The sequence below is a fragment of the Amycolatopsis nigrescens CSC17Ta-90 genome (assembly GCF_000384315.1).
Lineage (GTDB): Bacteria > Actinomycetota > Actinomycetes > Mycobacteriales > Pseudonocardiaceae > Amycolatopsis > Amycolatopsis nigrescens.
Genome location: NZ_ARVW01000001.1, coordinates 7,349,360 through 7,374,761 on the forward strand (window position 1 = coordinate 7,349,360; position 25,402 = coordinate 7,374,761).

Annotated in this window: 23 protein-coding genes; 16 read left to right on the top strand and 7 right to left on the bottom strand. The window is 70.9% G+C overall.

The annotated features are described in order from the left end of the window. The first annotated feature begins 1 nt into the window (after window position 1). The 5 genes from sufD to AMYNI_RS0134875 are packed head-to-tail and all read left to right on the top strand — an operon-like array spanning window position 2 to window position 4,183. Window positions 2-1,177 carry a Fe-S cluster assembly protein SufD gene (sufD, locus tag AMYNI_RS0134855; protein ID WP_020672742.1) on the top strand — a complete coding sequence of 392 codons (1,176 nt, stop codon included), beginning with the start codon at window positions 2-4 and terminating at the stop codon, window positions 1,175-1,177. 35 nt (window positions 1,178-1,212) lie between these two features. After that, window positions 1,213-1,980: a Fe-S cluster assembly ATPase SufC gene (gene sufC, locus AMYNI_RS0134860; RefSeq protein ID WP_020672743.1), complete on the top strand. Its 768-nt coding sequence runs from the start codon at window positions 1,213-1,215 to the stop codon at window positions 1,978-1,980. 33 nt (window positions 1,981-2,013) lie between these two features. Next, window positions 2,014-3,294, top strand: coding sequence for a cysteine desulfurase (locus AMYNI_RS0134865; protein WP_020672744.1), 1,281 nt, complete (start codon window positions 2,014-2,016; stop codon window positions 3,292-3,294). Next, window positions 3,291-3,755 carry a Fe-S cluster assembly sulfur transfer protein SufU gene (gene sufU / locus AMYNI_RS0134870; protein ID WP_026361313.1) on the top strand — a complete coding sequence of 155 codons (465 nt, stop codon included), beginning with the start codon at window positions 3,291-3,293 and terminating at the stop codon, window positions 3,753-3,755. The genes AMYNI_RS0134865 and sufU overlap by 4 nt, the downstream gene beginning before the upstream one ends. After that, window positions 3,752-4,183: a metal-sulfur cluster assembly factor gene (locus AMYNI_RS0134875; protein WP_020672746.1), complete on the top strand. Its 432-nt coding sequence runs from the start codon at window positions 3,752-3,754 to the stop codon at window positions 4,181-4,183. The genes sufU and AMYNI_RS0134875 overlap by 4 nt, the downstream gene beginning before the upstream one ends. 107 nt (window positions 4,184-4,290) lie before the next feature. Here the strand turns inward: AMYNI_RS0134875 and AMYNI_RS0134880 are convergent, their stop codons facing one another. Continuing rightward, window positions 4,291-6,252, bottom strand: coding sequence for an ABC1 kinase family protein (locus AMYNI_RS0134880; protein ID WP_020672747.1), 1,962 nt, complete (start codon window positions 6,250-6,252; stop codon window positions 4,291-4,293). Between the two features lie 139 nt (window positions 6,253-6,391). On the opposite strand from AMYNI_RS0134880, the gene AMYNI_RS0134885 reads away from it, so the two are divergent. Together AMYNI_RS0134885 and AMYNI_RS0134890 are read left to right on the top strand one after the other, a co-directional pair. After that, window positions 6,392-7,624: a sensor histidine kinase gene (locus tag AMYNI_RS0134885; protein WP_020672748.1), complete on the top strand. Its 1,233-nt coding sequence runs from the start codon at window positions 6,392-6,394 to the stop codon at window positions 7,622-7,624. Then, the gene (locus AMYNI_RS0134890) at window positions 7,621-8,277 is read left to right on the top strand and encodes a response regulator (protein WP_020672749.1); all 657 of its coding nucleotides are present in this window, start codon (window positions 7,621-7,623) and stop codon (window positions 8,275-8,277) included. The genes AMYNI_RS0134885 and AMYNI_RS0134890 overlap by 4 nt, the downstream gene beginning before the upstream one ends. Here the strand turns inward: AMYNI_RS0134890 and AMYNI_RS0134895 are convergent. Then, complete coding sequence (locus tag AMYNI_RS0134895) at window positions 8,261-9,973, bottom strand: GGDEF domain-containing protein (RefSeq protein ID WP_020672750.1); 1,713 nt, start codon at window positions 9,971-9,973, stop codon at window positions 8,261-8,263. The genes AMYNI_RS0134890 and AMYNI_RS0134895 overlap by 17 nt on opposite strands. A gap of 108 nt (window positions 9,974-10,081) precedes the next feature. After that, window positions 10,082-11,221, bottom strand: coding sequence for a lycopene cyclase family protein (locus AMYNI_RS0134900; protein ID WP_020672751.1), 1,140 nt, complete (start codon window positions 11,219-11,221; stop codon window positions 10,082-10,084). A 43-nt stretch (window positions 11,222-11,264) separates the two neighbouring features. On the opposite strand from AMYNI_RS0134900, the gene AMYNI_RS0134905 reads away from it, so the two are divergent. From AMYNI_RS0134905 to AMYNI_RS0134920, 4 genes are all read left to right on the top strand, one after another. Next, window positions 11,265-12,881, top strand: a complete 1,617-nt coding sequence (locus tag AMYNI_RS0134905) for a deoxyguanosinetriphosphate triphosphohydrolase family protein (RefSeq protein ID WP_084628542.1) — start codon at window positions 11,265-11,267, stop codon at window positions 12,879-12,881. 80 nt (window positions 12,882-12,961) lie between these two features. Next, window positions 12,962-13,633: an acVLRF1 family peptidyl-tRNA hydrolase gene (locus tag AMYNI_RS0134910; RefSeq protein WP_020672753.1), complete on the top strand. Its 672-nt coding sequence runs from the start codon at window positions 12,962-12,964 to the stop codon at window positions 13,631-13,633. Between the two features lie 163 nt (window positions 13,634-13,796). Continuing rightward, window positions 13,797-15,425: an ABC-F family ATP-binding cassette domain-containing protein gene (locus tag AMYNI_RS0134915; protein WP_020672754.1), complete on the top strand. Its 1,629-nt coding sequence runs from the start codon at window positions 13,797-13,799 to the stop codon at window positions 15,423-15,425. A gap of 180 nt (window positions 15,426-15,605) precedes the next feature. Further along, window positions 15,606-15,815 carry a helix-turn-helix domain-containing protein gene (locus AMYNI_RS0134920; protein ID WP_005437638.1) on the top strand — a complete coding sequence of 70 codons (210 nt, stop codon included), beginning with the start codon at window positions 15,606-15,608 and terminating at the stop codon, window positions 15,813-15,815. Between the two features lie 64 nt (window positions 15,816-15,879). Here AMYNI_RS0134920 and AMYNI_RS0134925 read toward each other — a convergent pair whose 3' ends face one another. Further along, on the bottom strand, window positions 15,880-17,208 hold the full coding sequence (locus AMYNI_RS0134925; protein WP_051116395.1) for a glycosyltransferase 87 family protein: 1,329 nt from the start codon (window positions 17,206-17,208) through the stop codon (window positions 15,880-15,882). Window positions 17,209-17,376: 168 nt separating this feature from the next. Here AMYNI_RS0134925 and AMYNI_RS0134930 point away from each other — a divergent pair, with 168 nt between their 5' ends. Then, entirely contained in the window at window positions 17,377-19,242 is a 1,866-nt protein-coding gene (locus AMYNI_RS0134930) for an ABC transporter ATP-binding protein (RefSeq protein ID WP_020672756.1), read from the top strand. Between the two features lie 115 nt (window positions 19,243-19,357). Here AMYNI_RS0134930 and AMYNI_RS0134935 read toward each other — a convergent pair whose 3' ends face one another. Next, window positions 19,358-20,086, bottom strand: coding sequence for a sugar isomerase domain-containing protein (locus tag AMYNI_RS0134935; protein WP_026361317.1), 729 nt, complete (start codon window positions 20,084-20,086; stop codon window positions 19,358-19,360). 164 nt (window positions 20,087-20,250) lie between these two features. Between AMYNI_RS0134935 and AMYNI_RS0134940 the strand changes: the two genes are divergently transcribed. The 3 genes from AMYNI_RS0134940 to AMYNI_RS0134950 all read left to right on the top strand — a co-directional run bounded on the left by AMYNI_RS0134940 (window position 20,251) and on the right by AMYNI_RS0134950 (window position 23,567). Next, the gene (locus tag AMYNI_RS0134940) at window positions 20,251-20,952 is read left to right on the top strand and encodes an alpha/beta hydrolase (RefSeq protein WP_020672758.1); all 702 of its coding nucleotides are present in this window, start codon (window positions 20,251-20,253) and stop codon (window positions 20,950-20,952) included. A 67-nt stretch (window positions 20,953-21,019) separates the two neighbouring features. Further along, complete coding sequence (locus AMYNI_RS0134945) at window positions 21,020-22,279, top strand: SAM-dependent methyltransferase (RefSeq protein WP_026361318.1); 1,260 nt, start codon at window positions 21,020-21,022, stop codon at window positions 22,277-22,279. Window positions 22,280-22,382: 103 nt separating this feature from the next. Then, window positions 22,383-23,567, top strand: a complete 1,185-nt coding sequence (locus AMYNI_RS0134950) for an LCP family protein (RefSeq protein ID WP_020672760.1) — start codon at window positions 22,383-22,385, stop codon at window positions 23,565-23,567. Here the strand turns inward: AMYNI_RS0134950 and AMYNI_RS0134955 are convergent. Next, window positions 23,560-24,150, bottom strand: coding sequence for a DJ-1/PfpI family protein (locus tag AMYNI_RS0134955; RefSeq protein ID WP_020672761.1), 591 nt, complete (start codon window positions 24,148-24,150; stop codon window positions 23,560-23,562). The two genes, AMYNI_RS0134950 and AMYNI_RS0134955, sit on opposite strands and share 8 nt — an antisense overlap. Before the next feature lie 66 nt (window positions 24,151-24,216). Between AMYNI_RS0134955 and AMYNI_RS0134960 the strand changes: the two genes are divergently transcribed. After that, entirely contained in the window at window positions 24,217-24,756 is a 540-nt protein-coding gene (locus AMYNI_RS0134960; RefSeq protein WP_020672762.1) for a GNAT family N-acetyltransferase, read from the top strand. Window positions 24,757-24,901: 145 nt separating this feature from the next. On the opposite strand, the gene AMYNI_RS0134965 is transcribed toward AMYNI_RS0134960, so the two are convergent. Next, on the bottom strand, window positions 24,902-25,360 hold the full coding sequence (locus AMYNI_RS0134965; RefSeq protein ID WP_020672763.1) for a peroxiredoxin: 459 nt from the start codon (window positions 25,358-25,360) through the stop codon (window positions 24,902-24,904). Between the last annotated feature and the right edge of the window lie 42 nt (window positions 25,361-25,402).

The following is a 25,402-nucleotide window of genomic DNA, read 5'->3' on the forward strand; positions in this document are numbered from 1 at the left end:
GATGACGGCTACCGACAGCAACACGCTCAACACCGCGGCCGCCGCGGAAGCCGTCATCCCGGCGGCTTCCCGGGCGGAGCGGTTCACCTCCTACGACGTCGAGGCCTTCGAGGTCCCGGGCGGGCGCGAGGAGAACTGGCGCTTCACGCCGATGAAGCGGCTGCGCGGCCTGCACGACGGGTCCGCGGTCGCCGACGGCGAGGTCTCGGTGGCCGCCGAGCCCGCGCCCGAGGTCGAGGTCGAGACCGTGTCCCGCGGCGACGAGCGGCTCGGCCAGGCCGGGGTGCCCAGCGACCGGATCGCCGCGCAGGCGTACTCGTCGTTCACCTCCGCCACCGTGGTCACGGTGCCGAAGGAGACCAAGGCGAGCGTCCCGACCGTGGTCCGGCTGACCGGCCCCGGCGAGGGCAGGACCGCGTACGGGCACGTGCAGGTGCGGGCCGAGCAGTTCGCCGAGGCCGCAATCGTGCTGGACCACGTCGGTTCCGGTACTTACGCGGACAACGTCGAGTTCGTCATCGGCGACGGCGCGCAGCTCACCGTGGTCAGCGTGCAGGACTGGGCCGATGACGCGGTGCACGTCTCCGAGCAGCACCTCAAGCTCGGCCGGGACGCGCGGCTGCGGCACATCGTGGTCACCCTCGGCGGGGACCTGGTCCGGGTGAGCCCCACCGCCACCTTCGCCGACCGCGGTGGTGACGTGGAGATGCTCGGGCTGTACTTCGCGGACGCGGGACAGCACCAGGAGCACCGGCTCTTCGTGGACCACGCGGTGCCGAACTGCAAGTCCAACGTGATGTACAAGGGCGCCCTGCAGGGCGAAGGCGCACACGGGGTGTGGATCGGCGACGTGCTGATCCGGGCCGCGGCCGAGGGGACCCAGACCTACGAGCTGAACCGGAACCTGGTGCTCACCGAGGGCGCGCGCGCCGACTCGGTGCCGAACCTGGAGATCGAGACCGGTGAGATCGAGGGTGCCGGGCACGCCAGTGCGACCGGCCGGTTCGACGACGAGCAGCTGTTCTACCTGCAGTCGCGCGGGATCGCCGAGGAGCAGGCGCGCCGGCTGGTGGTGCGCGGGTTCTTCCACGAGATCCTGGCGAAGATCGACATTCCCGAGGTGCGCGAGCGCCTCGCGGCCGCGATCGAAGCCGAGCTCGAAGCCGTGAACGCCTGACTTTTCCCGCCCCAGACACAGAAACGATTGAGAACATGTCAACCCTGGAAATCAAGGACCTGCACGCCTCGGTCACCACGGACGAGGGCGCCAAGGAGATCCTCAAGGGCGTCAACCTGACCATCCGTTCCGGCGAGACGCACGCCATCATGGGCCCGAACGGCTCCGGCAAGTCCACCCTGTCCTACGCCATCGCCGGGCACCCGAAGTACGAGGTCACCTCCGGCGAGGTGCTGCTGGACGGCGAGAACGTGCTCGAAATGAGCGTGGACGAGCGCGCCCGCGCGGGCCTCTTCCTCGCCATGCAGTACCCGGTCGAGGTGCCCGGCGTTTCGATGTCGAACTTCCTGCGCACCGCGGCGACCGCGGTCCGCGGTGAGGCACCGAAGCTGCGCACCTGGGTCAAGGAGGTCAAGGAGGAGATGGGCAACCTGGACATCTCTCCCGAGTTCGCCGAGCGCAGCGTCAACGAGGGCTTCTCCGGCGGTGAGAAGAAGCGCCACGAGATCCTGCAGCTGGCGCTGCTCAAGCCGAAGATCGCCATCCTGGACGAGACCGACTCCGGCCTGGACGTGGACGCGCTGCGCGTGGTGTCCGAGGGCGTCAACGCGTACAAGGCGAACAACGACGCCGGGGTCATGCTGATCACGCACTACACCCGGATCCTCAAGCACATCCAGCCGGACTTCGTGCACGTGTTCGCCGGCGGGAAGATCGTCGAGTCCGGCGGTGTTGAACTTGCCGACGAGCTGGAAGCCAACGGCTACGTGAAGTACGCCGGGAAGACCGAAGCCGCCGTCTGAGTTCTGTTAAGCCCTGGAGAGGAGTTGGCGCGGATGACCACCACCGCTGCGCCGCTTGACGTCGCCGCCCTGCGCGCCGACTTCCCGATTCTTTCCCGTACCGTCCGGGACGGGAAAGACCTGGTGTACTTGGATTCCGGCGCCACCTCGGAACGTCCAAGCCAGGTGCTGGACGCCGAACGGCGGTTCCTGGAGACCTCGAACGCCGCCGTGCACCGCGGTGCGCACCAGTTGGCGGAGGAGGCCACCGACGCCTACGAGTACGGCCGGGCCAGGACCGCCGAGTTCGTCGGGGTCACGCCGGAGGAGCTGGTGTTCACCAAGAACGCCACCGAGGGCGTGAACCTGGTCGCTTACGCGATGAGCAACGCCGGCACGTCCGGCCCCGAAGCCGAGCGCTTCGTGGTCGGGCCCGGTGACGAGATCGTGGTCACCGAGATGGAGCACCACGCGAACCTGGTGCCCTGGCAGGAACTCTGCCGGCGCACCGGGGCCACGCTGCGCTGGTTCGGGGTGACCGACGAAGGCAGGCTGGATCTGTCCGATTTGGACGAGCTGGTCACCGAGCGGACGAAGCTGGTCGCCTTCGCCCATCAGTCCAATGTGCTCGGCACGGTCAACCCGGTGCACACCATCGTGGCCAGGGCCGGCCAGGTCGGCGCGCTTACCCTGCTGGACGCCTGCCAGTCGGTGCCGCACGGGCCGGTGGACTTCAGCGAGCTCGGCGTGGACTTCGCGGTCTTCGCCCCGCACAAGATGCTGGCCCCGAACGGGATCGGCGTGCTCTACGGTCGGCGCGCGCTGCTCGAGTCGATGCCGCCGTTCCTGACCGGCGGCTCGATGATCGAGCTGGTCAAGATGGAGCGGACCACCTTCGCCCCGCCGCCGCAGCGGTTCGAGGCCGGTACCCCGATGACCTCGCAGGCGGTCGGTCTCGGCGCGGCGGTGGACTACCTGTCGGTGGTCGGGATGGACCGGATCGCCCAGCACGAGCACGGGCTCACCGAGGCCGCGCTGCGCGGGCTCGGTGAGATCTCCGGGGTGCGGGTGATCGGGCCGACCGAGGCGGTGGACCGCGGTGGCGCGGTGTCCTTCGTGATCGACGGAGTGCACCCGCACGACGCCGGCCAGGTGCTGGACAGCCTCGGCATCGCGGTGCGGGTCGGGCACCACTGCGCCTGGCCGCTGCACCGCCGGATGGGCGTGCCGGCCACCGTGCGGGCCTCCTTCTACCTGTACAACACGCTGTCCGAAGTGGACTCGCTGGTGGCCGGGGTGCGCGAGGCTCAGCGGTTCTTCGGGGTGGCACAGTGAATCTCGAAAGCATGTACCAGGAGATCATCCTGGACCACTACAAGAACCCGCACGGCCGCGGCCTGCGGGAGCCCTTCGACGCCGAGTCCTTCCAGGTGAACCCCACCTGCGGGGACGAGGTGACGTTGCGGGTGAAGCTCGCCGACGGCAAGGTCTCGGACATCTCCTACGACGGTCAGGGCTGTTCGATCAGCCAGGCGTCCACCTCGGTCTTGACGGATCTGGTCGTCGGGCACACCGTGGAGGAGGCGTTCACCACGATGGACGCCTTCGTCGAGCTGATGCAGGGACGCGGCCAGGTGGAACCGGACGAGGAAGTGCTGGAAGACGGCATCGCGTTCGCCGGGGTGGCCAAGTACCCGGCGCGGGTCAAGTGCGCGCTGCTCGGCTGGATGGCCTTCAAGGACGCAGTGGCCCAGAGCGTGAGCGCCGCCGGCACAGGACACGGAGAGACTTCATGAGCGAGCAGCAGACCGAAACGCTGGAAACCGAGACGCCTGAGACCTCGGGGCACCGCGACGGCCGTACCGCCGCGGACCTGCCCGAGCAGACCGTGCCGGAGCAGGCGGACGTGGCCAAGGTCGAGGACCTGGAGGAGGCCATGCGCGACGTGGTCGACCCGGAGCTCGGCATCAACGTGGTCGACCTCGGGCTGGTCTACGGCATCCACGTGGACGAGCAGAACACCGCGACCATCGACATGACCCTGACCTCGGCGGCCTGTCCGCTGACCGACGTGATCGAGGACCAGACCGCGTCCGTGCTGGTCGGCGGGGCCGGGCTGGTCAAGGACTTCCGGATCAACTGGGTCTGGATGCCGCCGTGGGGCCCGGAGAAGATCACCGAGGACGGCCGCGAGCAGCTGCGCGCCCTCGGCTTCACCGTCTGACCCGCTTTCCGCAGCTCACCGGTCGTGAGTGAAAAGTGTTGCTCCGGCAACGCTTTTCACTCACGACCGGTTTGTGTATAACGGCCTATACGGCGCGGCATTAGGCGCTACTCGCGGCCGGGACGTTGGCTGCGGAAGACGACGAAGAGCAGCCGCAGGCCCACCAGCGCGCTGATCATCAGCAGGTTGTAGCCGAAGACGTGGTTCAGGGTCAGCTCGGCGAGCAGCTTCGGCCCGCCGCCGCTGGCCAGCAGCAGCACGGCCATCAGCCCGGTGGCCGCGCCAAGGAAGGCCAGCAGCACCTCGTGCACCAGCCCGGTCACCACCCTGCGGTCCCGTTCGTCGGCGAACAGCCGTACGTTCAGCGAAAGCCGGCCCTCTTCCAGCGCCCCACCGATCCGATCGATCCGGCGCGGCAGCCGGCGGATCACCGGGAGCAGCGTCATCAGCTCGTCGGTCATCGTGCGGCGGATCGAGTCCGGCCGCATCCGCTCGCCGATCTGGGCGGCGGCGAAGGCACGTGACTCGAGCACGATGTTGAACCCGGGCGCGAGCAGCCCGAGGGTGCCTTCCATGGTGGCCAGTGCGCGGAACACCGCGGCGATCGGTGGCGGCACGGAAAGCCGGAACTCGGCCACCACCTTGAAAAGATCGGTGAACATCTCCACGTCGGGTGCCTGGCCGTGGCTGAAGTGCTTGGCCACGAAGGCGCCGAGCGCGCGTTCGAGCCGCTGCTCGTCGATGTCGTCCGGCCGGTCCACGATCTCCAGCAGCCCGTCGCGCAGGGCGGCCGCGTCGCTGCGGTCCAAGGCCAGCAGCAACGCCTGCAGCCCGCCCCGCAGCCCGGAGTCCAGCCGCCCCACCGAACCGAAATCGAGCAGGCCCAGCCGGCCGTCGGTGAGCAGCAGCACGTTGCCCGGATGCGGGTCGGCGTGGAACACCCCGTGCAGCATCACCTGGCGCAGCAGGCATTCCAGCAACGAACGGGCCAGTGGGGCGCGGTCGGGGGCGGCCACCTTGGCACCGGCGGACGCGATCGGCACGCCGTCGAGCCGTCCCATCACCAGCACCCGCTCGGTGGAGAGCTGTTCGTGCACCTCGGGCAGCGCCACCGGGCCGTCGGCGTAGGCCGCGGCCACCGCCGCCACGTTGCGGGCTTCCACCCGGAAATCCAGCTCTTCCTCCAGCGCCGCGGCGAAACCGGCGGCCAGGTCGAGCACCCCGAGCGAGCGAGCCCACGGCGCCCGCCGGTGCAGCGACTCGGCCACCCGCTGCACGATGTCCAGGTCTCGCTCCACCAGCCGGCGCACCCCGGGCCGCTGCACCTTCACCACCACGTCCTCGCCGGAGCGCAGCTTCGCCCGGTACACCTGTGCGATCGACGCGGCGGCCAGCGGCGTGCGGTCGAACTCGGCGAACACCTCGGCCGGCGGGGCGCCGAGCTCGTCGGCCAGCACCTGCTCGATCTCGTCGGCCGGTGCCTGCGCCACCTGGTCCTGCAATCGGCTCAGCTCCTCGATGAACGCGGGCGGCAGGAGGTCCGGCCGGGTGGAGAGCACCTGGCCGAGCTTCACGAAGGTGACGCCGCCGTCTTCCAGCGCACGGCGCAGGGAACGGGCCAGCTTGGCGTGCCGGTGATCGCCGTGCTCGGTGTCGCGACGCCCGGCCAGGTAGGGGCCCAGGCCGTGTTTGACCGCGATCCTGGTGATCTGGGAGTAGCGCCTGCCCCGCCCGATCCGGCGCCGCAGCGAGCGGATCCTGCCGATCAGGCCGAGCCCGGCACCGGAGGGCATGGCCATCTCGGCCACGAACAGGAACACCAGGGTGGCGAGGAAGGCGCAGCCCGCCACCGGGATCAGCAGGCCGATGAACACGCCCGGTTTGTCGTGCATCTCCGGTGGCAGCGCGTTCAGGATCAGCCCCGCGGCCATCCAGCCGAAGGCCGCGCTGAGCAGGGCGCGCGCGGTGCCGATCCGCACCCCGAGCACCCGGCGCGACGCGACCACGAGCGGCCAGAGCAGCAACAGGTACAACGGCAGGCTGAGCAGGGCCAGCAGCAGTGAGGACATCGCGGTTTCCGAACGTCGGGTCGGGTGCGGACGCGCGAATCACACCACGTCGCGCTGGTGCCGCGCTCAGGCCCCTGGCGCGGCCGGCTCCCGCTGGAGAGGGAGGCAGCGCGACGTCCGTTCTGCCACGATTTCGGTCATGCTGATGCGGCGGCTGCTGGCCCCGGTGCTGGCGCGGTCGACCTACCGCGGGCTGGTCTACCTGATCCTGGGCGGCGCCATGCTGGTGCCGTACCTGCTCTTCGCCGCGCTCGCTGTGCCCGTCCTGGGGTCGATGCTGAGCACGACCGCGGCGTTGGTGGCGGGCGGGCTGGTGGCGCTGGCGGTGATGGCCGCGAGCTCGTTCATTCCGGCGGTGCGGGTGCTGGAGGGCACCGCCGTGCGGGAGTTGCTGGACGACCCGATCCCGGACGTCACCTTCGGTCCCGTCACGAGCTGGCCGGTGCGGCTGCGCTCGGGCGCGATGTTCATGTTGCACGTGCTCGCCGGCGGAGTGCTGAGCTTCCTGGCGCTGGCCCTGCCGGTGCTGCTGGTGCTCGGCGTGATCGCACCGTTCACCGGCCGGTTCTCCACCGGGCTGGACGCACCCGAGGTGGCCCGCGGCTGGGCCGGTGCCTGGCTGCCCGCGGTGCTGCTGCTCGCCGTGCTCGCACTGGTCTACCTGGTCGCGGCGGTGGGCGCGCTGCTCGCCCGCGCCGCGGCCGTGCTGCTCGGGGTCTCCGCCGCGGAGCGCATCGAGCAGCTGGAGCGGCGCACCGAGCGGCTGGCCGAGCGCAACCGGTTGGCTCGCGAGCTGCACGACTCCGTCGGGCACGCGCTGAGCGTGGTGACCATCCAGGCCGGCGCGGCCCGCCGCACGCTGCGCCGGGACCCGGAGTTCACCGAGCGCGCGCTCACCGCCATCGAGGACTCGGCCCGTGCCGCGCTGGACGATCTGGACCACGTGCTCGGCCTGCTCCGCGACGAGGCGGCCGGCACGTCGCCGCAGGCCGGTCTCGACGAGTTGCCCGCGTTGCTCGGTGCCACCCGCCTGGCCGGGGTCGACGTGCGGGAGGAGGTGCGCGGCGAGCTGTCCGTGCTGCCGCCGATGGTGTCCAGGGAGGCGTACCGGATCCTGCAGGAATGCCTGACCAACGTGTTCCGGCACGCCGGTAAGGTCCCGGTGACGCTGCGGCTGGCGGTGGCCGGGGACGAGCTGCGGCTGCTGGTGCGCAACCCGGTCGGGGGCACGCCTTCGCGGCGCGAGCGCGGTGGCACCGGGCTGCGCGGCATGGCGGAGCGGGTGGACCTGCTGCGCGGCGAACTTCGCGCCGGGCGGGACGGCGAGGACTGGGAGGTCAGGGTGCGATTGCCGTGGGGAGCGGGCGAATGAGCATCGGGGTGCTGCTGGTCGACGACGAGGAGCTGATCAGGGCCGGGCTGCGCGCGATCATCGACGCCGAGCCGGACCTGGAGGTGCTGGGGGAGGCCGCCGACGGCGCCGAGGTGCCGGGGCTGGTGTCCAGGCTGCACCCGGAGGTGGTGCTGATGGACGTGCGGATGCCCGCTGTGGACGGGATCAGGGCCACCGCACATCTTCTATCCACAATGGATTCTCCGCCGAAGGTGGTTGTGGTCACCACCTTCGAGAACGACGAGTACGTCTACCAGGCACTGCGCGTCGGTGCCAGCGGCTTTCTGTTGAAGCGGGCCAAACCGGAGCAGATCGTGGCCGCGATCCGCACCGTGGTGGCAGGGGAGTCGCTGTTGTTCCCGGCCGCGATCCGCCGGCTGGCCGCCGCGCACGAGCACGGACCCGGCCGGGGTGATCGGCTCGGCGGGGCCGCGCTGACCGAGCGGGAGGCCGAGGTGCTCGGCCTGATGGCCGGCGGTCTGTCCAATGTGGAGATCGCCGGCGAGCTCTTCCTCGGCGTGCAGACGGTGAAGACCCACGTCGGCAACGTGCTGTCCAAACTGGGCGCGCGGGACCGCACCCAGGCGGTGATCAGGGCCTACGAGTCGGGCTTCATCACGCCGGCTGGTTGAGCTCCGGAACCCGTTGCGCGGGCAGCGGTTGCCGGCCGCGACCGCGCAGCACCTCGACCCGCTCGGAACCGGGCCTGCTGAGCACCCAGCTGGATCCCGGCACCTCCTTGGCGCGTTTCTTCAGCGGGGCGAGCAGCCGCGAGGCGTCCCGATAGGACGGTACCGAGGAGGTGGCGCAGACCAGGGTGGCCAGCGAGACGGTCACCGGCAGTCCTTCGGCCGACCACGGGGTGTCCAGCAGCGCGGCCGCCACCTGTGCGATCTCGTCCACGTCGCAGGCGATCAGGAAGTCGTCGCCACCGACGTGGCTCACCGTCATCTTCGGCAGCTGCGCGGTCAGGTCGGTGAGCGTGCGACCGAGCGCGCGGATCAGGTCGTCCCCGGCCGCGAAGCCGACGGAGTCGTTGACGCTCTTGAACGAGTCCACGTCCAGCCAGGCCGCCACGAACGGTTCCCGGCAGGCGATCCGGCGGTCCACGTCGCGGGCCACCGTGTCGCTGCCGGGCAGCCGGGTGAGCGGGCTGAGCGCGGCCGCCTCCTCCACCTTGGCCTCGGCCATGCCGCGGACCACCTCGGTCACCAGCACCACGCCCTGGCAGCGGCCCTCGCCGTCGACCACCACCACGTCGTCGCCGGTGCGGCGCCAGTCGGCGTCGGTGACCAGCTCGAGCAGCTCCATCGCGCCCGCGTCGGCGTGGATGGTGTGCGGGATGTCGGCGAGCCGCTCGGCCGGCCGCTTGGCGTGCAGCGCGTGCCCGTACGGCCCGGTCACCGAGACCAGGAACCGCGTCCTGTCGATGGTCCACTGTGGAATCTCGTCGGCGTCGAGGCCGACCACGCCGGACGGCCCGTTCTCCACCGCGAGCACCGACCGCACGTCGTCGCAGGTCGCGTCGTGCGCCAGGGTGCTGGCCGGGCGGAGGAAGTCACGCACCTTGGGGGTGGTCAGCGGCCCGTGCGCCACGCGCTCGTCCGGGTCCGGGGTGGCCAGGGTGCTCAGCCCGGACCAGCCGGTGCCGTCGGCCGCGGCCGCGAACAGGTTGCCCTGCGCGATCCGCACGCCGAGCTTGCGCAGCGCGACGAGTTGCGGCTCGGACTCCACGCCGGTGGCCACCAGCCGGACGTCCGTGCGGGAGGTGTAGTGCAGCAGCGCTTCCACCACGGCCACCGCGGCCGCGTCCCCCGGCAGCCGGTGCAGCACGCTGCGGTCCAGCTTCAGCACGTCCACCGGGGCGGCGGCGAGCAGGTTCAGCGGCAGGTCGCCGCGACCGAGGCCGTCCAGCGCGAGCCGGAAGCCGAGCTCGTTGAGCCGGTGCAGGCCGGCCAGCAGCTGCTCCGGCCAGGTCTGGGAGAACGGCGGGCCGACCTCCAGCACCACCTCGCGCGGGCGGCGGCCGTACCTGGCCAGGCTGTCCAGCAGCGGGTCGAGTGCGGACTCCGGCGCGGCGGCCGAGACGGCGGTGAGGTTCAGGTGCAGCGGCAGCAGGGTCTGGTATTCGGCTTCGGCGTGGACGGCGCTCGCCGCCAGGTCCACGTCCACCTCGACCAGCCGCCGTTCGCGGCGGGCCAGGTCGAGCATTTCGTGCGCTGACCCACGGGTCGGCCGCGCCAGCGCTTCGAGCGCGACGACACCGCCGGTGTGCAGGCTGTACAACGGCTGGAAGGCGAACCGGACGGCACTGGAAGGGGGGTGCACGAAAAGAATAATCGCGGGCAGTACGCCGATTCGGTAGCAATGTCGACTGATGTTCACCTGCCCTGCACCGGGGTTAGCTGTATCGGCGTAACCCGCTGGGCTGATTTCTCACCAGACGAGACGGCGGCGTAACCGCCACGGCGCGCGCCTGAACAGTTCCGACATGGCGGCCGTGGTTCCTGCCGGATCGGTCCGGCCGGAGGTGAACGCCCGCTGCAGCTCGGCGGGCAGGCCGAAGAAGAGCTCGAAGAACTCGGGCACCGCGGGCGCGGGCATCCCGCGCAACGCCCGCAGCCCGTGTTTCCGCAACCTGTGCACGGCCAGCGCGGCAGGTGGCCAGATCTCGTGCCGGGCGGCCGCGGTCGCCGCCCTCGGCCCGGTACGCAGGCCCTCCGCGATGGCGGCGGCGACCGACGGCGCCAGCCCCACCGAAGTGGCCAGGCTGTACCCGGTGGCCGGGTGCACCATGCCGGCCGCGACGCCGAACGGCACCACTCCCGGCGGCCTGGCCACCGGCAGGTCGAGCGGGATCCGCACCCGCTCGCGGCGGGTGCCTTCGGCGACCCCGGCGGCGGCCAGCCTGGCCCGGAGCCTGCCGGCGAGCACGTCGAGGCCGAGCCCGGGTTTGCGGGCCAGCGAGGTCTCCTCTACCAGCACTCTGTCTTCGCCAAGCGGGATCGCATAGAGGAAGCTCGGTTCGGTCACACCGGCGGCCCGCCAGTCCATGAACAACGCGGTCTCACCGGCGTCCGGCACCAGCCTGGCGGCCTCGGCGGCGGGCAGCACCACCCCGAACGCGGTCTGCTCGGCGCGGGCACCGGGCGCGGGCCCGCCGGAGAGCACCCGGCGTGCGCCACCGGCGTCCACCACCACCCCCGTGGCCAGCCGCCGCCCGCCGGCGAGCAGCACGGTGCTGCCAAGACGCCCGCCGACGGCCTCCTCGACGCGGCCGGTGCGCACCTCCACCCGCGGGTCGGTGAGCCACCGCCGAAGCCCGGCGTTGTGCACGACCAGGTACTCGCGGGGGATCGCGTGCGACGTGCTGCCGATCGCGGTGGCCCGCGAGGGGGCGGCGGCGATCGCCTCGGCGGGCAGCTCCGGCAGCTCGTCGCGCCAGAGCGCGTAGGTGGCCCGCCACGGCGCGTGCGGCGCCGGGTCCACCAGCACGGTGTGCAGACCCTCCGCGGCGCAGGCCGCGGCCAGCGCCCGGCCCGCCGGTCCGGCACCCGCGATCACCACGTCCGTCATCACGACAGATCACATCACAGCCGCGAGAGATACGGTGTCGTGCATGGAACCGACCCCCGAGACCGATCCCAGGACGCGCCGCCGGGGCACCCCCGGAACAGCTACCGGAGCCGCGCGCACCGAGGTCTCCGTGCCGGCTGTGCCGACTGTGCCTTCTTCGGACCTGGCCACCGATCCGTTCCGGGCCGACCGCGACCGGATCAGCACCTCCCCGTTCTTCGCCAGGCTGGGCGGGGTGACCCAGGTGGTCAGCGCGGGCGGTTCCGGGCTGCTGCACAACCGGCTCACGCACAGCCTCAAGGTGGCGCAGGTGGCCAGGGCGATCGCCGAGCGGCTGCTGGCGCAGCCGGAGACCGCGGGGCTGGCCGCCAAGCTGGGCGGGCTCGACCCGGAGGTGGCCGAGGCGGCCGCGCTCGCGCACGATCTGGGTCATCCGCCGTTCGGGCACCTGGGGGAGCGGGTGCTGGACCGCATCGCGCGGCACCGGTTCGGGCTGGCGGACGGGTTCGAGGGCAACGCGCAGACCTTCCGCATCCTCACCACCACCGACGTGCGCGGGCCGTCCGCGGTCGGCCTCGACCTCACCGCCGCGGTGCGCGCGGCCGTGCTCAAGTACCCCTGGGCCCGGCTGCACTACCCGGATCCGCACCCCTCCGGGCTTCCGGTGCTGCCGCGCGGCGCCGGCGAACCGGAGGACGCGCCCGGCACCGGCTCGGGCAAGTTCTCCGCGTACAGCACCGAACTGGACGACTTCGCCGAGGCGCGGGCGCCGTTCGCGGACCGGATCGAATGGTGGCAGCAGACCGTGGAGGCGTCCGTGATGGACACCGCCGACGACATCGCCTACGCGATCCACGACCTGCAGGACTTCCACCGGATCGGCGTGCTGCAGCACGCTCCGGTGGCCGCCGAGCTCGGCGGCTGGCTGCGGCACGCGGTAGAGCTGGCCGGGCTGGACGAGCGGACCCTGCTGGCCGAGGGCGGCGGGCCGGGGCGGTCGCTGGAACGCCTGCGACGCAGGCTGCACGCCAAGGACTCGTGGATCGTGGACGACGAAGCCTTCGCCAGCGCGGTGGCCGTGGTGCGCGCGGAGCTGGTGGACGGGCTGCTCGGCAGCGCTTTCGACGGTTCGATCGAGTCCGAGCAGGCGCTCGCCGCCTTCTCCGCGCGCTGGACCTCGCGGCTGGTCGGCGGGGTGCTGCTGGTGTCGTCGCCGCCGACCAGGAGCGGCCACGTCGCGCTCAGCCCGGCCCAGTGGCACGAGGTGCAGGTGCTCAAGTTCGTGCACCGGCGTTTCGTGCTGCTTCGCCCGGATCTCGCCCTGCACCAACGCGGCCAGGCCAGCCTGGTGTCCACTTTGGTCGATGCGCTGGACGCGTGGCTGGCCGACCGGGACGAGGCGTACCGGCTGCCCCGGCGGTTGCGGGACCTGGTCGAGCTGGCGCACACCGAGTACAGCGACCTGGCTGGCCGGGCGCCGGAGCTGCTGGTGGGTGCCACCGGTGAGCCGGTGCGGGGTGCGGACGCGGTGCACGGGCTGGCCAGGGGACGGGCGGTGATCGACTTCGTGTCCTCGCTGACCGACAAGCAGGCGGTGTCGCTGCTGGACGCGCTCTCCGGCAGGGCGTCGCAGCCGTGGTCGGAGTCCTTCGTGCTCTGAACGGAAGGATCCGAAGTGGACGATCGATCCCGGCGGAACTGTCCAATGAGGACAGTCTGGCGAACACGTGCGGTGCGCGGGTGAGCAGAACGCGGCAGGCGTCCGGCGGCGGTCGCGTCGTCGAGGTCCCGCCGGAGCGGCTGGCGGGCTGGTTCGGCAGGTTCGCCGAACGCAACGACGGCGTGCTCGCCACCAGGCTGGCCGCGGCCGAGGTGGTGGTGACCGGCGGCAACGGGACGACGGCCACCGCGGTCGTCCCGTTCGCCCCGCTGGCCGTGCAGCCGGGTGAGCGGGCCGGGTTGTCGATCGAGCCGCTGGTCGAGCACGTTTTCCTGCCGCGCCGGGTCGGCCTGCTGCTGGTCCGGCTCGGCGGGCGCAGCGTGGGCATCGCCGAGCACGGCAGGGTGCTGCTCTCCAGAACCGACCGGCACCTGGTGCACGGCCGGTCCGCGGCGGGTGGCTGGTCGCAGCAGCGGTTCGCGCGGCGGCGGGAGGGCCAGGCCAGGCAGGCGTTGCGGGCGGCCGCGGAGGACGCGCTGGAGGTGCTCGGCCCGCGGCTGGCCGAGCTGGACGCCGTGGTGCTCGGCGGGGACCGCCGTGCGCTGGAGGAGCTTCGCGCGGACCGGCGGCTCGCACCGCTCTTCGCGCTGGCCGGGCCGCGGGTGCTGGACATCCCCGAACCGCGCCGGACCGTGCTCGACGACGCCGCCGAACGGGCGTTCGCGACCGAGATCCTGGTCCGCGAACCCTGACCGGGATGCCGCCCGGCGGTGAAGCTCGCCACCATCGGGAAAAGCCCTGGACGGCTATCCGTACACTGGATCTCGTGGACATCCTTCTGGAGTAGCTCCGAGCCGGTCGCGACCGGCTCGTTCGATGCTGTCCATCCTCGTTTTTCCTACTCGGGAGTCTTCCTTGATCACGGCCACCGGCCTTGAGTTGCGCGCCGGCTCGCGCATCCTGCTGTCCGACACCACCCTCCGCATCCAGGCCGGTGACCGGATCGGCCTGGTCGGCCGCAACGGTGCCGGCAAGACCACCTCGCTGAAGGTGCTCGCCGGGGAGGGCGAGCCCTACTCCGGCGACGTCAAACAGACCGGGGAGCTGGGCTATCTCCCGCAAGACCCGCGCGAAGGTGATCTTTCGGTCACCGCGAAGGACCGGGTGCTCTCCGCGCGCGGGCTGGACGTGCTGCTGCGCGAGATGGAAAAGGCGCAGTCCGCGATGTCCGAGCACGCGGACGACAACGCCAGGGACAAGGCGATCCGGAAGTACGGCAGGCTGGAGGAACGGTTCGCGTCGCTCGGCGGCTACGCGGCCGAAAGCGAGGCCGCGCGGATCTGCGCGAATCTGGGGCTGGCGGACCGGATCCTGTCGCAAACCTTGCAGACCCTTTCCGGCGGCCAGCGCCGCCGGGTCGAGCTGGCCCGGATTCTGTTCGCCGCGGCGGAGGCGGGTGCCGGCGGAAAGTCCGACACCATCCTGCTGCTGGACGAGCCGACCAACCACCTGGACGCCGACTCGATCACCTGGCTGCGCGGATTCCTCAAGTCGCACGAGGGCGGGCTCGTGGTGATCAGCCACGATGTCGAGCTGCTCGGCGACGTGGTGAACAAGGTCTGGTTCCTGGATGCCACCCGCGCCGAGTTGGACCACTACAACATGTCATGGCAGCGTTATCTGGACGCCCGCGCCACCGACGAAAAGCGCCGCCGCCGCGAGCGGGCCAATGCGGAGAAGAAGGCATCCGTGTTGCAGCAGCAGGCCGCGAAACTCGGCGCCAAGGCGACAAAAGCCGTGGCAGCAAAGAACATGGCCCGTCGTGCCGAGCAGATGCTGTCCAACTTGGACGCCACGAGGCAGGCGGACAAGGTCGCGCGGATCAAGTTCCCGTCGCCGGCTCCCTGCGGCAAGACCCCGCTCACCGCCGAGGGCCTGTCCAAGTCCTATGGCTCGCTGGAGATCTTCACCGGGGTCGATCTCGCGATCGACCGCGGAGCCAAGGTCGTGGTGCTCGGCCTCAACGGCGCCGGCAAGACCACGCTGCTACGCCTGCTCGGCGGTATGGAAACCCCGGACACCGGTGGGACGATCGCCGGACATGGTCTGCGCCTTGGCTACTACGCGCAGGAGCACGAGACGCTGGACCACGACGCGAGCGTTTGGGCGAACATTCGCCACCTCGCTCCGGATACCGGTGCTCAGGAACTGCGGAACCTGCTCGGCTCCTTCCTGTTCACCGGCGAACAGCTGGACCAGCCCGCGGGCACGCTCTCCGGCGGGGAGAAGACCCGCCTCGCGCTGGCCGGCCTGGTGTCCAGTGCTGCCAACGTGTTGCTGCTCGACGAGCCGACCAACAACCTGGACCCGGCCAGCCGCGCGCAGGTGCTGGACGCGCTGCGCAGCTACGCCGGCGCGGTGGTGCTGGTGACCCACGACCCCGGCGCGGTCGAGGCGCTGGAGCCCGAGCGGGTCATCCTGCTGCCGGACGGCACCGAAGATCACTGGTCCGCCGATTACCTGGAACTCGTCCAGCTGGCGTGAAGCACAACATCCGTTCGGGTGCTTAGTTGATGTTGAACAAGCACTGGAATGGACCAATATCGCCGTTGATTCGGTAGGTTTTTAGCCAGTCGTCTGGCATTCCGGCCGTCGGTGTTCGATCATTGCGACGGTAGGGGCCGAATGTGGCCCAGAACACTCTCAGGCGGAAGGCGGACCGACGTGGCTGACCTGAAGAAGGGCGCGCGAATAACCGGAAACACGCGCGACAAGCTAGCCGCTGACCTGAAGAAGAAATATGAGAAGGGCGCGAGCATTCGCGCCCTGGCCGAGTCCACCGGCCGCTCGTACGGTTTCGTACACCGGGTACTTTCGGAATCCGGGGTGCAGCTGCGCGGGCGCGGCGGTGCGACGAGGGTGAAGAAGAAGTAGCAAAGTCACGCGGCAGGGCGGCTATCAGCGACAACGTCTGATGATCGGCCCAACTGGCACACTGTCAACCTGTCGGGGAGTTGACCGTGCGACCAGTGGCTTCCGTTTGCTGAAAACAGCACATCGCGCCGAGTAACACCAGTGGATACACCAGGTAGCCGTAGCGGGTGGCCGGGGTGAGCAGGGTGAAGGCGCCCAGTCCGACGGCGATGCGCAGCAGCGCTTCGTTCCCCGTCACCGGTGGGCGCCGGTACAGCCAGCCGAGCATGGCGACAGCCGCCATGCCCAGCAGCACGAAGGCGAGCACCTTGCCGGCCGGGCCGATACTCGCGATCAGGTAACCGGGCAGCGGGCTGGCCGCCGGGGAGGTCACCACGCCCATGCCGGCCGGGAACTTGATCAGGTGTTCGACGAACGCCTGCGGATCCGCCAGCAACACCGGCACGTGCGCCACGGTGCAAGCGGTGATCAGGGTCAGCAGGAAGCCGCCCGCCGCGCGCTTTCCACACCTCGCCAGTATCAGCACGGCCACCACCACGGCGGCCGGCGCCACGATGAGCTTCGCGCTCAGCACCAGCGCCATCACCAGGCCGGCCGCGATCGGCCGGTCCCTGGCGGCGAGCGCCACCGCGAGCAGCAGCAGGCCGAGCATGGCGAGGTCCGGTCCCTGGGTGGACCAGTTCAGCGCGGTCAGCGGGAACACGACCGCGAACTGCACCGCCCGGATCGGGACGGCCGGACGGCCGAGCAGCCGGTGCACCGCGAGCAGGCACAGGCAGGCGGTCAGCGCGAACATCAGCCTGGCGTCGGTCAGCGCGTCGGCCAGCGGGGTGCCGCCGAACAGGGCTCTCGGCAGCCCGAACACGGTCATCACCGGGCCGTAGGGCGTGTAGTCGTTGACCTCGGGCGGCCGTCCGAGCGAGAGCACGTCCAGATACGGGGTGCCGTGCTCGATCAGCAGCGACGCCGAGCGCTCGATCACCCACACCTCGGGCTGCGCGCTCCAGGACCACGGCGTGAACAGCCAGTCGTTGCCGGTCAGCCGCCGGATCACGAGCACCACCAGCGGCACGATCATGGCCAGCAGCGCGGCCAGCGCCACCCCCGGCCAGCGCGAGCGCCACCAGCCGGGCCGGAGTCCGCCGGAGCGGGCGGTGAGCGCCAGCCAGCCGCTGTAGCCGAAGGCGAGTCCGTAACCGGCCGCCGCGAACCCGCCCCAGACCCGGAACCCGTAGAACTCGTTGGTCATCGCGACCACCAGGGCGTAGCCGAAGCAGCCGAGGTAGAGCAGCAGATCGACCGTCAGCGGATTGGCCCGGAACCACGAGCGCCCCCGCTGTACGGCCTGCTTCACGTCGCCTCCGCGCAAGGTCGGCAAGTTCTCAGCCCCCATGCGCAGCAGGTTACCGAGCGGTGTCCGACGCCTGACCGGCGCCGGCGGAAAATTTTCGGCAACCGGGAAGAAGAAAGTTCAGCACGGCGTTGTCCAGGTCATATATCGTTAGAATCTCTACTAATATCTAGCTTTGCGCAGACGCGTTTGGACACTGGAGGGGCAGTCATGGACAACACCTGGTCGCTGATGAACTCGGCGATGCACGCCAAGGACGTGCCCAAGGGGCTGACCAAGGGCACCGTGCGGCGGGTGGTCGCGTTCGCCAGGCCGCACTGGCGAAGGCTGGCGGTGTTCCTGGTGCTCACGGTCATCTCGGCGGTGCTCGCGGTCAGCACCCCGCTGCTGGCCGGCCAGGTGGTGAACGAGATCTTCGGCGGGCAGAACGTATCTGCGGTGGTCTGGCTGTCACTGGCGATTGCCGGGCTGGCGATCGCCGACGCCGCCTTCGGTCTCGTCGAGCGCTGGCAGTCCGCGCATATCGGGGAGGGGCTGATCCTGGACCTGCGGCGCGCGGTGTTCGAGCACGTGCAGCGGATGCCGATCGCCTTTTTCACCAGGACCCGCACCGGCGCGCTGGTCAGCAGGCTGAACAACGACGTGATCGGCGCGCAGCGCACGTTCACCGCGACGCTGTCCGGCCTGGTGACCAACGTGATCCAACTGGCGCTTTCGCTGGCCGTGATGGTCACGCTGTCCTGGCAGGTGACCGCGGTGGCACTGGTGCTGCTGCCCATTTTCGTGCTGCCGGCCCGCCGGATCGGCCGCCGGATGGCGGATCTGCAGCGCGAGGCCGCTCAGCTCAACGCCGGCATGACCACGCAGATGACCGAGCGTTTCTCGGCACCCGGCGCGACCTTGGTGAAACTGTTCGGCCGCCCGAAGGTGGAGGCCGGGGAGTTCGGCCGCCGGGCCGGGCGGGTGCGCGACATCGGGGTCCGCACCGCGATGCTGACCAGGTGGTTCATGACCAGCCTGACCCTGGTTTCCGCGCTGGCGCAGGCGCTGGTCTACGGCCTCGGCGGCTGGCTGGCCCTGCGCGGTGACCTGGCGCCGGGCACCGTGGTCGCGCTGGCCCTGCTGCTGACCAGGCTGTACAGCCCGCTCACCGCGCTGGCCAACGTCCGGGTGGACGTGATGACCGCGCTGGTCTCCTTCGAGCGGGTCTTCGAGGTGCTGGACCTGGACCCGATGATCACCGAGCGGCCGGAGCCGAAGAGGGTGCCGGCCGGCGCCGTCTCGGTGGAGTTCGACGGGGTGCGCTTCGGCTACCCCTCGGCCGACCAGTACTCGCTCGCGTCACTGGAAGATGTGTCCACTTTGGATCATCGTGTCGGGGAAGAAGTGCTGCACGGCATCAGTTTCCGTGCCGAAGCGGGTGAGCTGATCGCGCTGGTCGGCTCGTCGGGGGCCGGTAAGTCGACCATCGCATCCTTGCTGCCCCGACTGTACGATGTGGACAAAGGCGCGGTTCGCCTGTCCGATGTGGATGTTCGCGAGCTGAGCTTCGAGTCGGTGCGGGAGACGGTCGGGGTGGTCACCCAGGATGGGCACCTGTTCCACGACACCATCAGGGCCAACCTGGAGTACGCGCGCGCCGGGGTCACCGAGGACGAGATCTGGCACGCGCTGGAACGGGCCAGGCTGGGGGAGCTGATCCGCGGGTTGCCGGACGGGCTGGACACGGTGGTCGGGGAGCGCGGTTACCGGTTCTCCGGCGGCGAGCGGCAGCGCCTGACCATCGCCAGGCTGCTGCTGGCCCAGCCGAAGGTGATCGTGCTGGACGAGGCCACCGCGCATCTGGACTCCGAGTCCGAGGTGGCCGTCGGCGAAGCGCTGTCGCATGCCCTGGAGGGACGGACCTCGCTGGTGATCGCGCACCGGCTGTCCACGGTGCGCGCGGCCGACCAGATCCTGGTGGTCGAGGCCGGCGAGATCGTCGAGCGCGGCACGCACGACGAACTGCTCGCCGCCGGCGGCCGCTACGCCGACCTCTACCACACCCAGTTCGCCGAAACCCCCGCCGCCGCCTGAGCGAACCGGCCCAACGTGACGTTCGGCCAATAGAACGAGCCGGACGTCACGTTGGGCCGGTCGGCGGCGGGAGGAATGGGTGGTTTCGCAGCGGTGGTTAAGGGCTGGGTCGTGCTCAGCCGAGGGCGGGGACGCGAGGGAGGTAGCGGTCGAAGAGGGCGGCGTTGGCCTCGTCGCCACCGACCACATTGGAGCTTTGCCACAGCGGCACGGCCAGTCCCGCCGGCTCCGCCTGGCGCAGCACCGAACCGAGCACCAGGTTCCACAGGAAGGCGTTGAGCACGGTGGAAAGCGGGGCCGTCCGCGGGCTCTCCGGCGGGAAGCTGGCGTCGCCGGGACGCACCCCGTTGTCCAGCACCACGCTGGCCTCTTCGATCAGCGTGCTGGCCGCCCGGCGCGGCGCGGCGGCCACCGAGGCGCGGGAGCTGACCGCGATCACCGGCGCGCCGGCCGCGCGGGCGGTGGCGGCGAGCTCCACCGGATAGGGGTTCACCCCCGAGGTGGAGAACACCACCAGCACGTCGTCCGGCCCCGGCGCCCGCTCGGCGAGCACCTTAGCCGCGAGCCCGGCCTGACGCTCGGCCTTCGTGCTGTTCCGCGCGCCGTGCAACGGCAGCAACTCGGGGTGGTAGAGCGGATACACGCAGGCGAGACCGCCGGCGCGGTAGAAGGTCTCGGCGACCGCGGCCAGCGAGTGCCCTGCCCCGGCGGTGAAGACCAGCGCGTCCGCCCGGACGCAACCCAGTACCAGTTGGGCCGCCTGGTCCACCTGCTCCGCGTTGCGGGTCTCCACTTCGGCCAGCGCGGCCGCCGTCAGCTGACCGATTTCGGTGCTGCTCACCACATCCACCAAACCCTTCCGGTGCTTCGCACCGAACAGACGTTGACAGGAGCTTCGGGAATGATCACGGCGGGTCGCGCGATCTTCCGGGCGCTCCGCCTGCTTGGGTAGAAAGGTTCGACGTGCACCGTATTGGGCTCGGGGCCGGGCAGGCAAAGGAGGCCTGGATGGGGAGCGAGGCGAGGCCGCAGCTGTCGGTCCGGCGACCGCGGGGCACGGTCACCGCGGTGGCGCTGGTGCTGCACGGTGGCGCCGAGCGCGGCCAGGCCAGGATGCGTTACTGGCGAGCCGCCTGTCTGCGCATGGTGCCGATCGCGCGGGCGCTGTCCGGTGCCGGGCGCGCGCACGGGGTGGCGGTCTGGCTGCTGCGGAACAGGGTGCGCGGCTGGAACGAGCCCGACCTCGACCCGGTGCGGGACGCGCGCTGGGCGCTGGCGCGGATCCGGGCCGAACATCCGGGGTTACCGGTGGTGCTGATCGGGCACTCCATGGGCGGACGGGTCGCGCTGCGCGTCGCGGACGACCCGGCCGTGGCCGGGGTATGCGCGCTCGCGCCGTGGACCCCGCCGCGCACGGAACCCGTGGCCGCGGTCCGCGGCAAGGCCGTGCTGATCGTGCACGGCGTCCGCGACCGGATGACCGATCCGGCGGGTTCGTACTCGTTCGCCAGCCGTGCGGAGCCCAGTACGTCCCGTTTGGTCAGGTTCGAGCTCTCGGAAGAGGGACACGCGATGCTGCGCCGTCCTGGGGTCTGGACCAGGCTGGTGTGTGCTTTCACACTGGACATACTCGGTGCGCGCCCGGCGGACGAGACTTTGACTGAGGCCTGGGCCGAGCCAAGCCCGCAGCGACTCCGAATTCAGCTGTGAGCCGGGCGGCGAACCGGGTACTAGCGGATGAGTCACCGGCACGGCGTCGCCGGCGGGAGGGAGAATCTTGACCACATCGAGCGTGGACCGGAACGAGCCGGTCTCCGATCAGCCACAGCCCGAGCCCGGCAGGTGGCCGGGCCTCGGCACGGCCCCGCATTCGCCCTTCCGGGCGAGGGTCGCCGAAGCCCTGTTCCGCCGCGCGGTGCGCCCGCTGGACGTCCGCGTGACGCTGCCGGACGGGCGCACCCTCGGCGCCGGCGGCAAGGACGCCCCGGAGATGCGGCTGCGCCGTCCCGCCGCGTTCTTCCACCGGCTCGGCGTGGACGCGAAGATCGGCTTCGGCGAGGCGTACATGGTGGGGGACTGGACCACCGACGCGCTGGCGGAGGTGCTCACCCCGTTCGCCGAGCGGATGGCCACCCTGATCCCGCCGGTGCTGCAGGTGTTCCGCCGGTTCGTGGACCGCAGGCAGCCGAGCGCGGAGCGCAACAGCGTCGAGGGCGCCGCGAAGAACATCCACCGGCATTACGACCTGTCCAACGACCTGTTCGCCACCTTCCTGGACAGCTCGATGACGTACTCCTCGGCCATCTTCGGCCCGGAGGACGATCTCGCCGCCGGCCAGCGGCGCAAGATCGACAGCGTGCTCGACTACGCCGGAGTGCGCTCCGGCAGCGAGGTGCTGGAGATCGGCACCGGCTGGGGCGAACTGTCCATTGTGGCGGCCAAGCGCGGCGCGCGGGTCACCTCGCTGACCCTGTCCGAGGAGCAGCGCGCGCTGGCCAACCGGCGGATCGCCGATGCGGGCGTTGCCGACCGGGTGGACGTGCAGCTGCGGGACTACCGCGACTCGACCGGCGAGTACGACGCGGTGGTCAGCGTGGAGATGATCGAGGCGGTCGGCGCGGACTACTGGCCGACCTACTTCGGCACCATCGGCAGGCGGCTGCGGCCGGGCGGGAAACTGGGCCTGCAGGCCATCACGATGAGCCACCAGCGGATGCAGGCCAGCGCCGGCTCCTACACCTGGGTGCACAAGTACATCTTCCCCGGCGGGCTGATTCCGTCCGTCGAGGCGGTGGAACGGGGCATGCTGGAGAACACCACGATGAAGCTGCAGGCGATGCGCGAGTTCGGCCAGGACTACGCCCGTACCCTGCGCCAGTGGCGGGACCGGTTCACCCGGCGCTGGGGCGAGGTCTCCGCGCTCGGCTTCGACGAGGTGTTCCGCCGGATGTGGGAGTTCTACCTGGCCTATTCGGAGGCCGGCTTCCGGTCCGGCTACCTCAAGGTGCACCAGTTCGGCTTCGCCAAGCCCAGCTGAAACACGCCGGCACAACCCGAACGGGGTGCCGGACGTCCCTTTTAGCGGACCTTGCGGTTTAGTGGACACCGCACGGGAGGCCGATCGGGAAGGTGAACATCGGATGAGCTACGGCGGAGACAACGGCGGCTACCCGCCGCGCAGGCCGCCCGCGCGAGGGCCGAGGCAGCATCAGTCGACCCAGATGATGCCCATGCCCGGCCGGGAAGGTGCCGGCCGGCGGCCGCCGCCACCTGGCGGACATCAGCCGCCGCCGCACCGATCCGGCCCGCCGCCGAGGCAGGCTCCGCCGCGGCGCCCGCCGCAGGACGAGCCACCGCCGCGGCGCCGGCGCCGGTGGGGGCCAGGCCGGATCCTGCTGACCCTGCTCACGGTGCTCGTCGTGTTCCTCGCCGGGGTGTGGGTCTACCTGGAGTTCTCCATCAGCAGGATCGACGCGCTGCACGAGTACTCCGGCCGCCCGGCCGCTGCGTCCGGCACCAACTGGCTGATCGTCGGCTCGGACAGCCGGGACGGGTTGTCCAAGGCAGACGAGGAACGCCTGGTCACCGGCGACAGCGCGTCCGCGGGTGGGGGGCAGCGCACAGACACCATCATGGTCGCGCACATCCCGGACAACGACACTCCGGCGACCCTGCTCAGCCTGCCGCGCGACTCCGAGGTGAAGATCCCCGGCAAGGGCACCAACAAGATCAACTCCGCGTTCTCCATCGGCGGCGCGCCGTTGCTGCTGGAGACCGTGGAGACGGCTACCGGCCTGCGGATGGACCATTACGCGGAGATCGGGTTCGGCGGGTTCGCGAACATCGTGGACGCCATCGGCGGCGTGAACATGTGCGTCGACAAGGAGATGCACGACACCATGACCGGCATCACCATCCCCGCGGGCTGCGGGGACCTGGACGGGGCGCAGGCGCTCGGCTTCGTCCGGATGCGGCACAGCGAGGCAACCCCGCGATCGGACCTGGACCGGGCCGCCAACCAGCGCAAGTTCATCGGCGCGCTGGTCAGCGAGATCTCCAGCCCCGGCACCATCCTCAATCCGTTCGACCTGTTCCCGCTGCTGTCCGCGGCCCCGGACGCGCTGACCATGGACACCGGCGACCACGTGCACAACCTGGTCGGCCTCGGCTGGGCGATGCGCGGCATCTCCTCCGGTGGCGTGGTCACCACCACCGTCCCGGTCACCTCGGGTTCGGCGGAGCACTGGGACAAGGCCAAGTCCAAGCAGCTGTTCGACGCGATGCGCGGGGACACCCCGATCCCGGACAGCGCGATCCTCAACTAGTAGGCGCCGGCGTGAAGCGGTCGTACTCCAGCCCGGAGGCGACCGCTTCCGCCGTTTCCCGGCCGGCGAACCGCTCGACCAGCCACAGCGCGAGGTCGATCCCGGAGGTGACCCCGCCGCTGGTGACCAGGTCACCGTCGTCCACGACCCGGTCGCCGACCACCTCGGCGCCGAACCCGGCCAGCTCGGCGACGGCGCTGTGGTGCGTGTTCGCCCGCCGCCCGGCCAGCAGCCCGGCGTGCGCGAGCAGCATCGTGCCGGTGCACACCCCGGCCAGCACGTCGCTGCTCCGCCGCGCCTCGGCCAGCAAGGGCAGCCACTCGCCGCGCCGGGCCTCACCCCAGGCGCCGGCCTCGGCCATGGCGCCCCAGCCGCCGCCGGGCACGATCAGCACCTCGGCACCCGGCCGGTAGACCGCCTCCGGCTCGAAGCGGACCCGGCTCGCGGTACTGATCGGGGCGGTGTCCGCACGGGCGACAAGGCGCACCGAGAAGTCCGCCCCGAGGTTCGCCGCGCCGCGCAGCACCCGCAGCGGGCCGAACAGGTCCAGGTCGTCGATTCCGGGAAACACCACGATGTCCATTCGCACGGAGGGAGGCTAACCGGTAAATCCCGTGCACGCCTGCGCCTTTTCGCGGACCATCGGGGCATGGAGACACCGTCGGAGGAGCTTTCGGACGACCAGCTGGTCCTGCGCCGCTGGGGTGCCGACGAGGTCGAGCTGGCGTACCGGGCGGTCGCCGAGAACCTGGAGCACCTGCGGCCGTGGACCGCGTGGACGCTCAACGGCTACACCGAGCGGGACGCCGCCGAGTTCATCACTAACTCCAGGGCGAACTGGGATCGCGGGGAGGCTTTCGACTACGCGATCCGGACCGTCGGCGGCGAGCTGGTCGGTGGCTGCGGGCTGATGGCCAGGATCGGTCCCGGCGGGCTGGAGATCGGGTACTGGCTCGGCCGCGAGCACACCGGCAGGGGCCTGGTCACCAAGGCGAGTGCGTTGCTCGTCGCGGAGGCGTTCCGGGTCGGCGCGGACCACGTCCAGATCGTGCACGACGTGCGCAACGTGCGCAGCCGGGGCGTCCCGCAGCGGCTCGGTTTCCGCGAGGTGGCCAGGAAACGCACCGAGACCCCGCTGGCGCCGGCGGAGAGCGGCGAGCAGCAGGTCTGGCAGCGCGACCGCGACTGACCAACGAGCCAACTCGCTGACGCCACGAGCCAACTCGCTGACGCCGGCGGCCAACACGCCGGGGCGAAACCGGCGCCCGCGTGTTGGCCGCCGGGGGCGCCGAGTTGGCCGGTTCGGGCGTCGGGTTGGCTGGTGGCGACGGGAGTCAGGCGGCCTTGCGGGCCCGCAGCACCTCGAGCGCCTCGTCCGCGTGCTTGGCGAACTTGAGCTCGCTCTTGATCACCTCGAGCACCTTGCGGTCGGTGTCGATGACGAAGGTGTGCCGCTTGGTGAGCAGCGGGCCGAACCGGCGGCGCACGCCGAACTGCTTGGCCACCGCGCCGTCCGGGTCGGACAGCAGCGGGTAGTCGAAGCCGTGCTTTGCCGAGAACTCCTGTTGCTTGGCCACCGCGTCCGGGCTGATGCCGAGCCGCTGCGCGCCGAGCTCGCCGAACTCCGCGGCCAGGTCGCGGAAGTGGCAGCTCTCCGCGGTGCAGCCGGTGGTCATCGCGGCCGGGTAGAAGAACAGCACCACCGGTCCGGCGGCGAGGAACTCGGAGAGCGAACGCTGGTCCCCCTTCTCGTCGGCCAGGGTGAAGTCCGGGGCAAGCTCTCCCTTTTCCATGGAGGTCCTTTCGATGGGTGTTCCGCGGCCGGGCACAGGCAG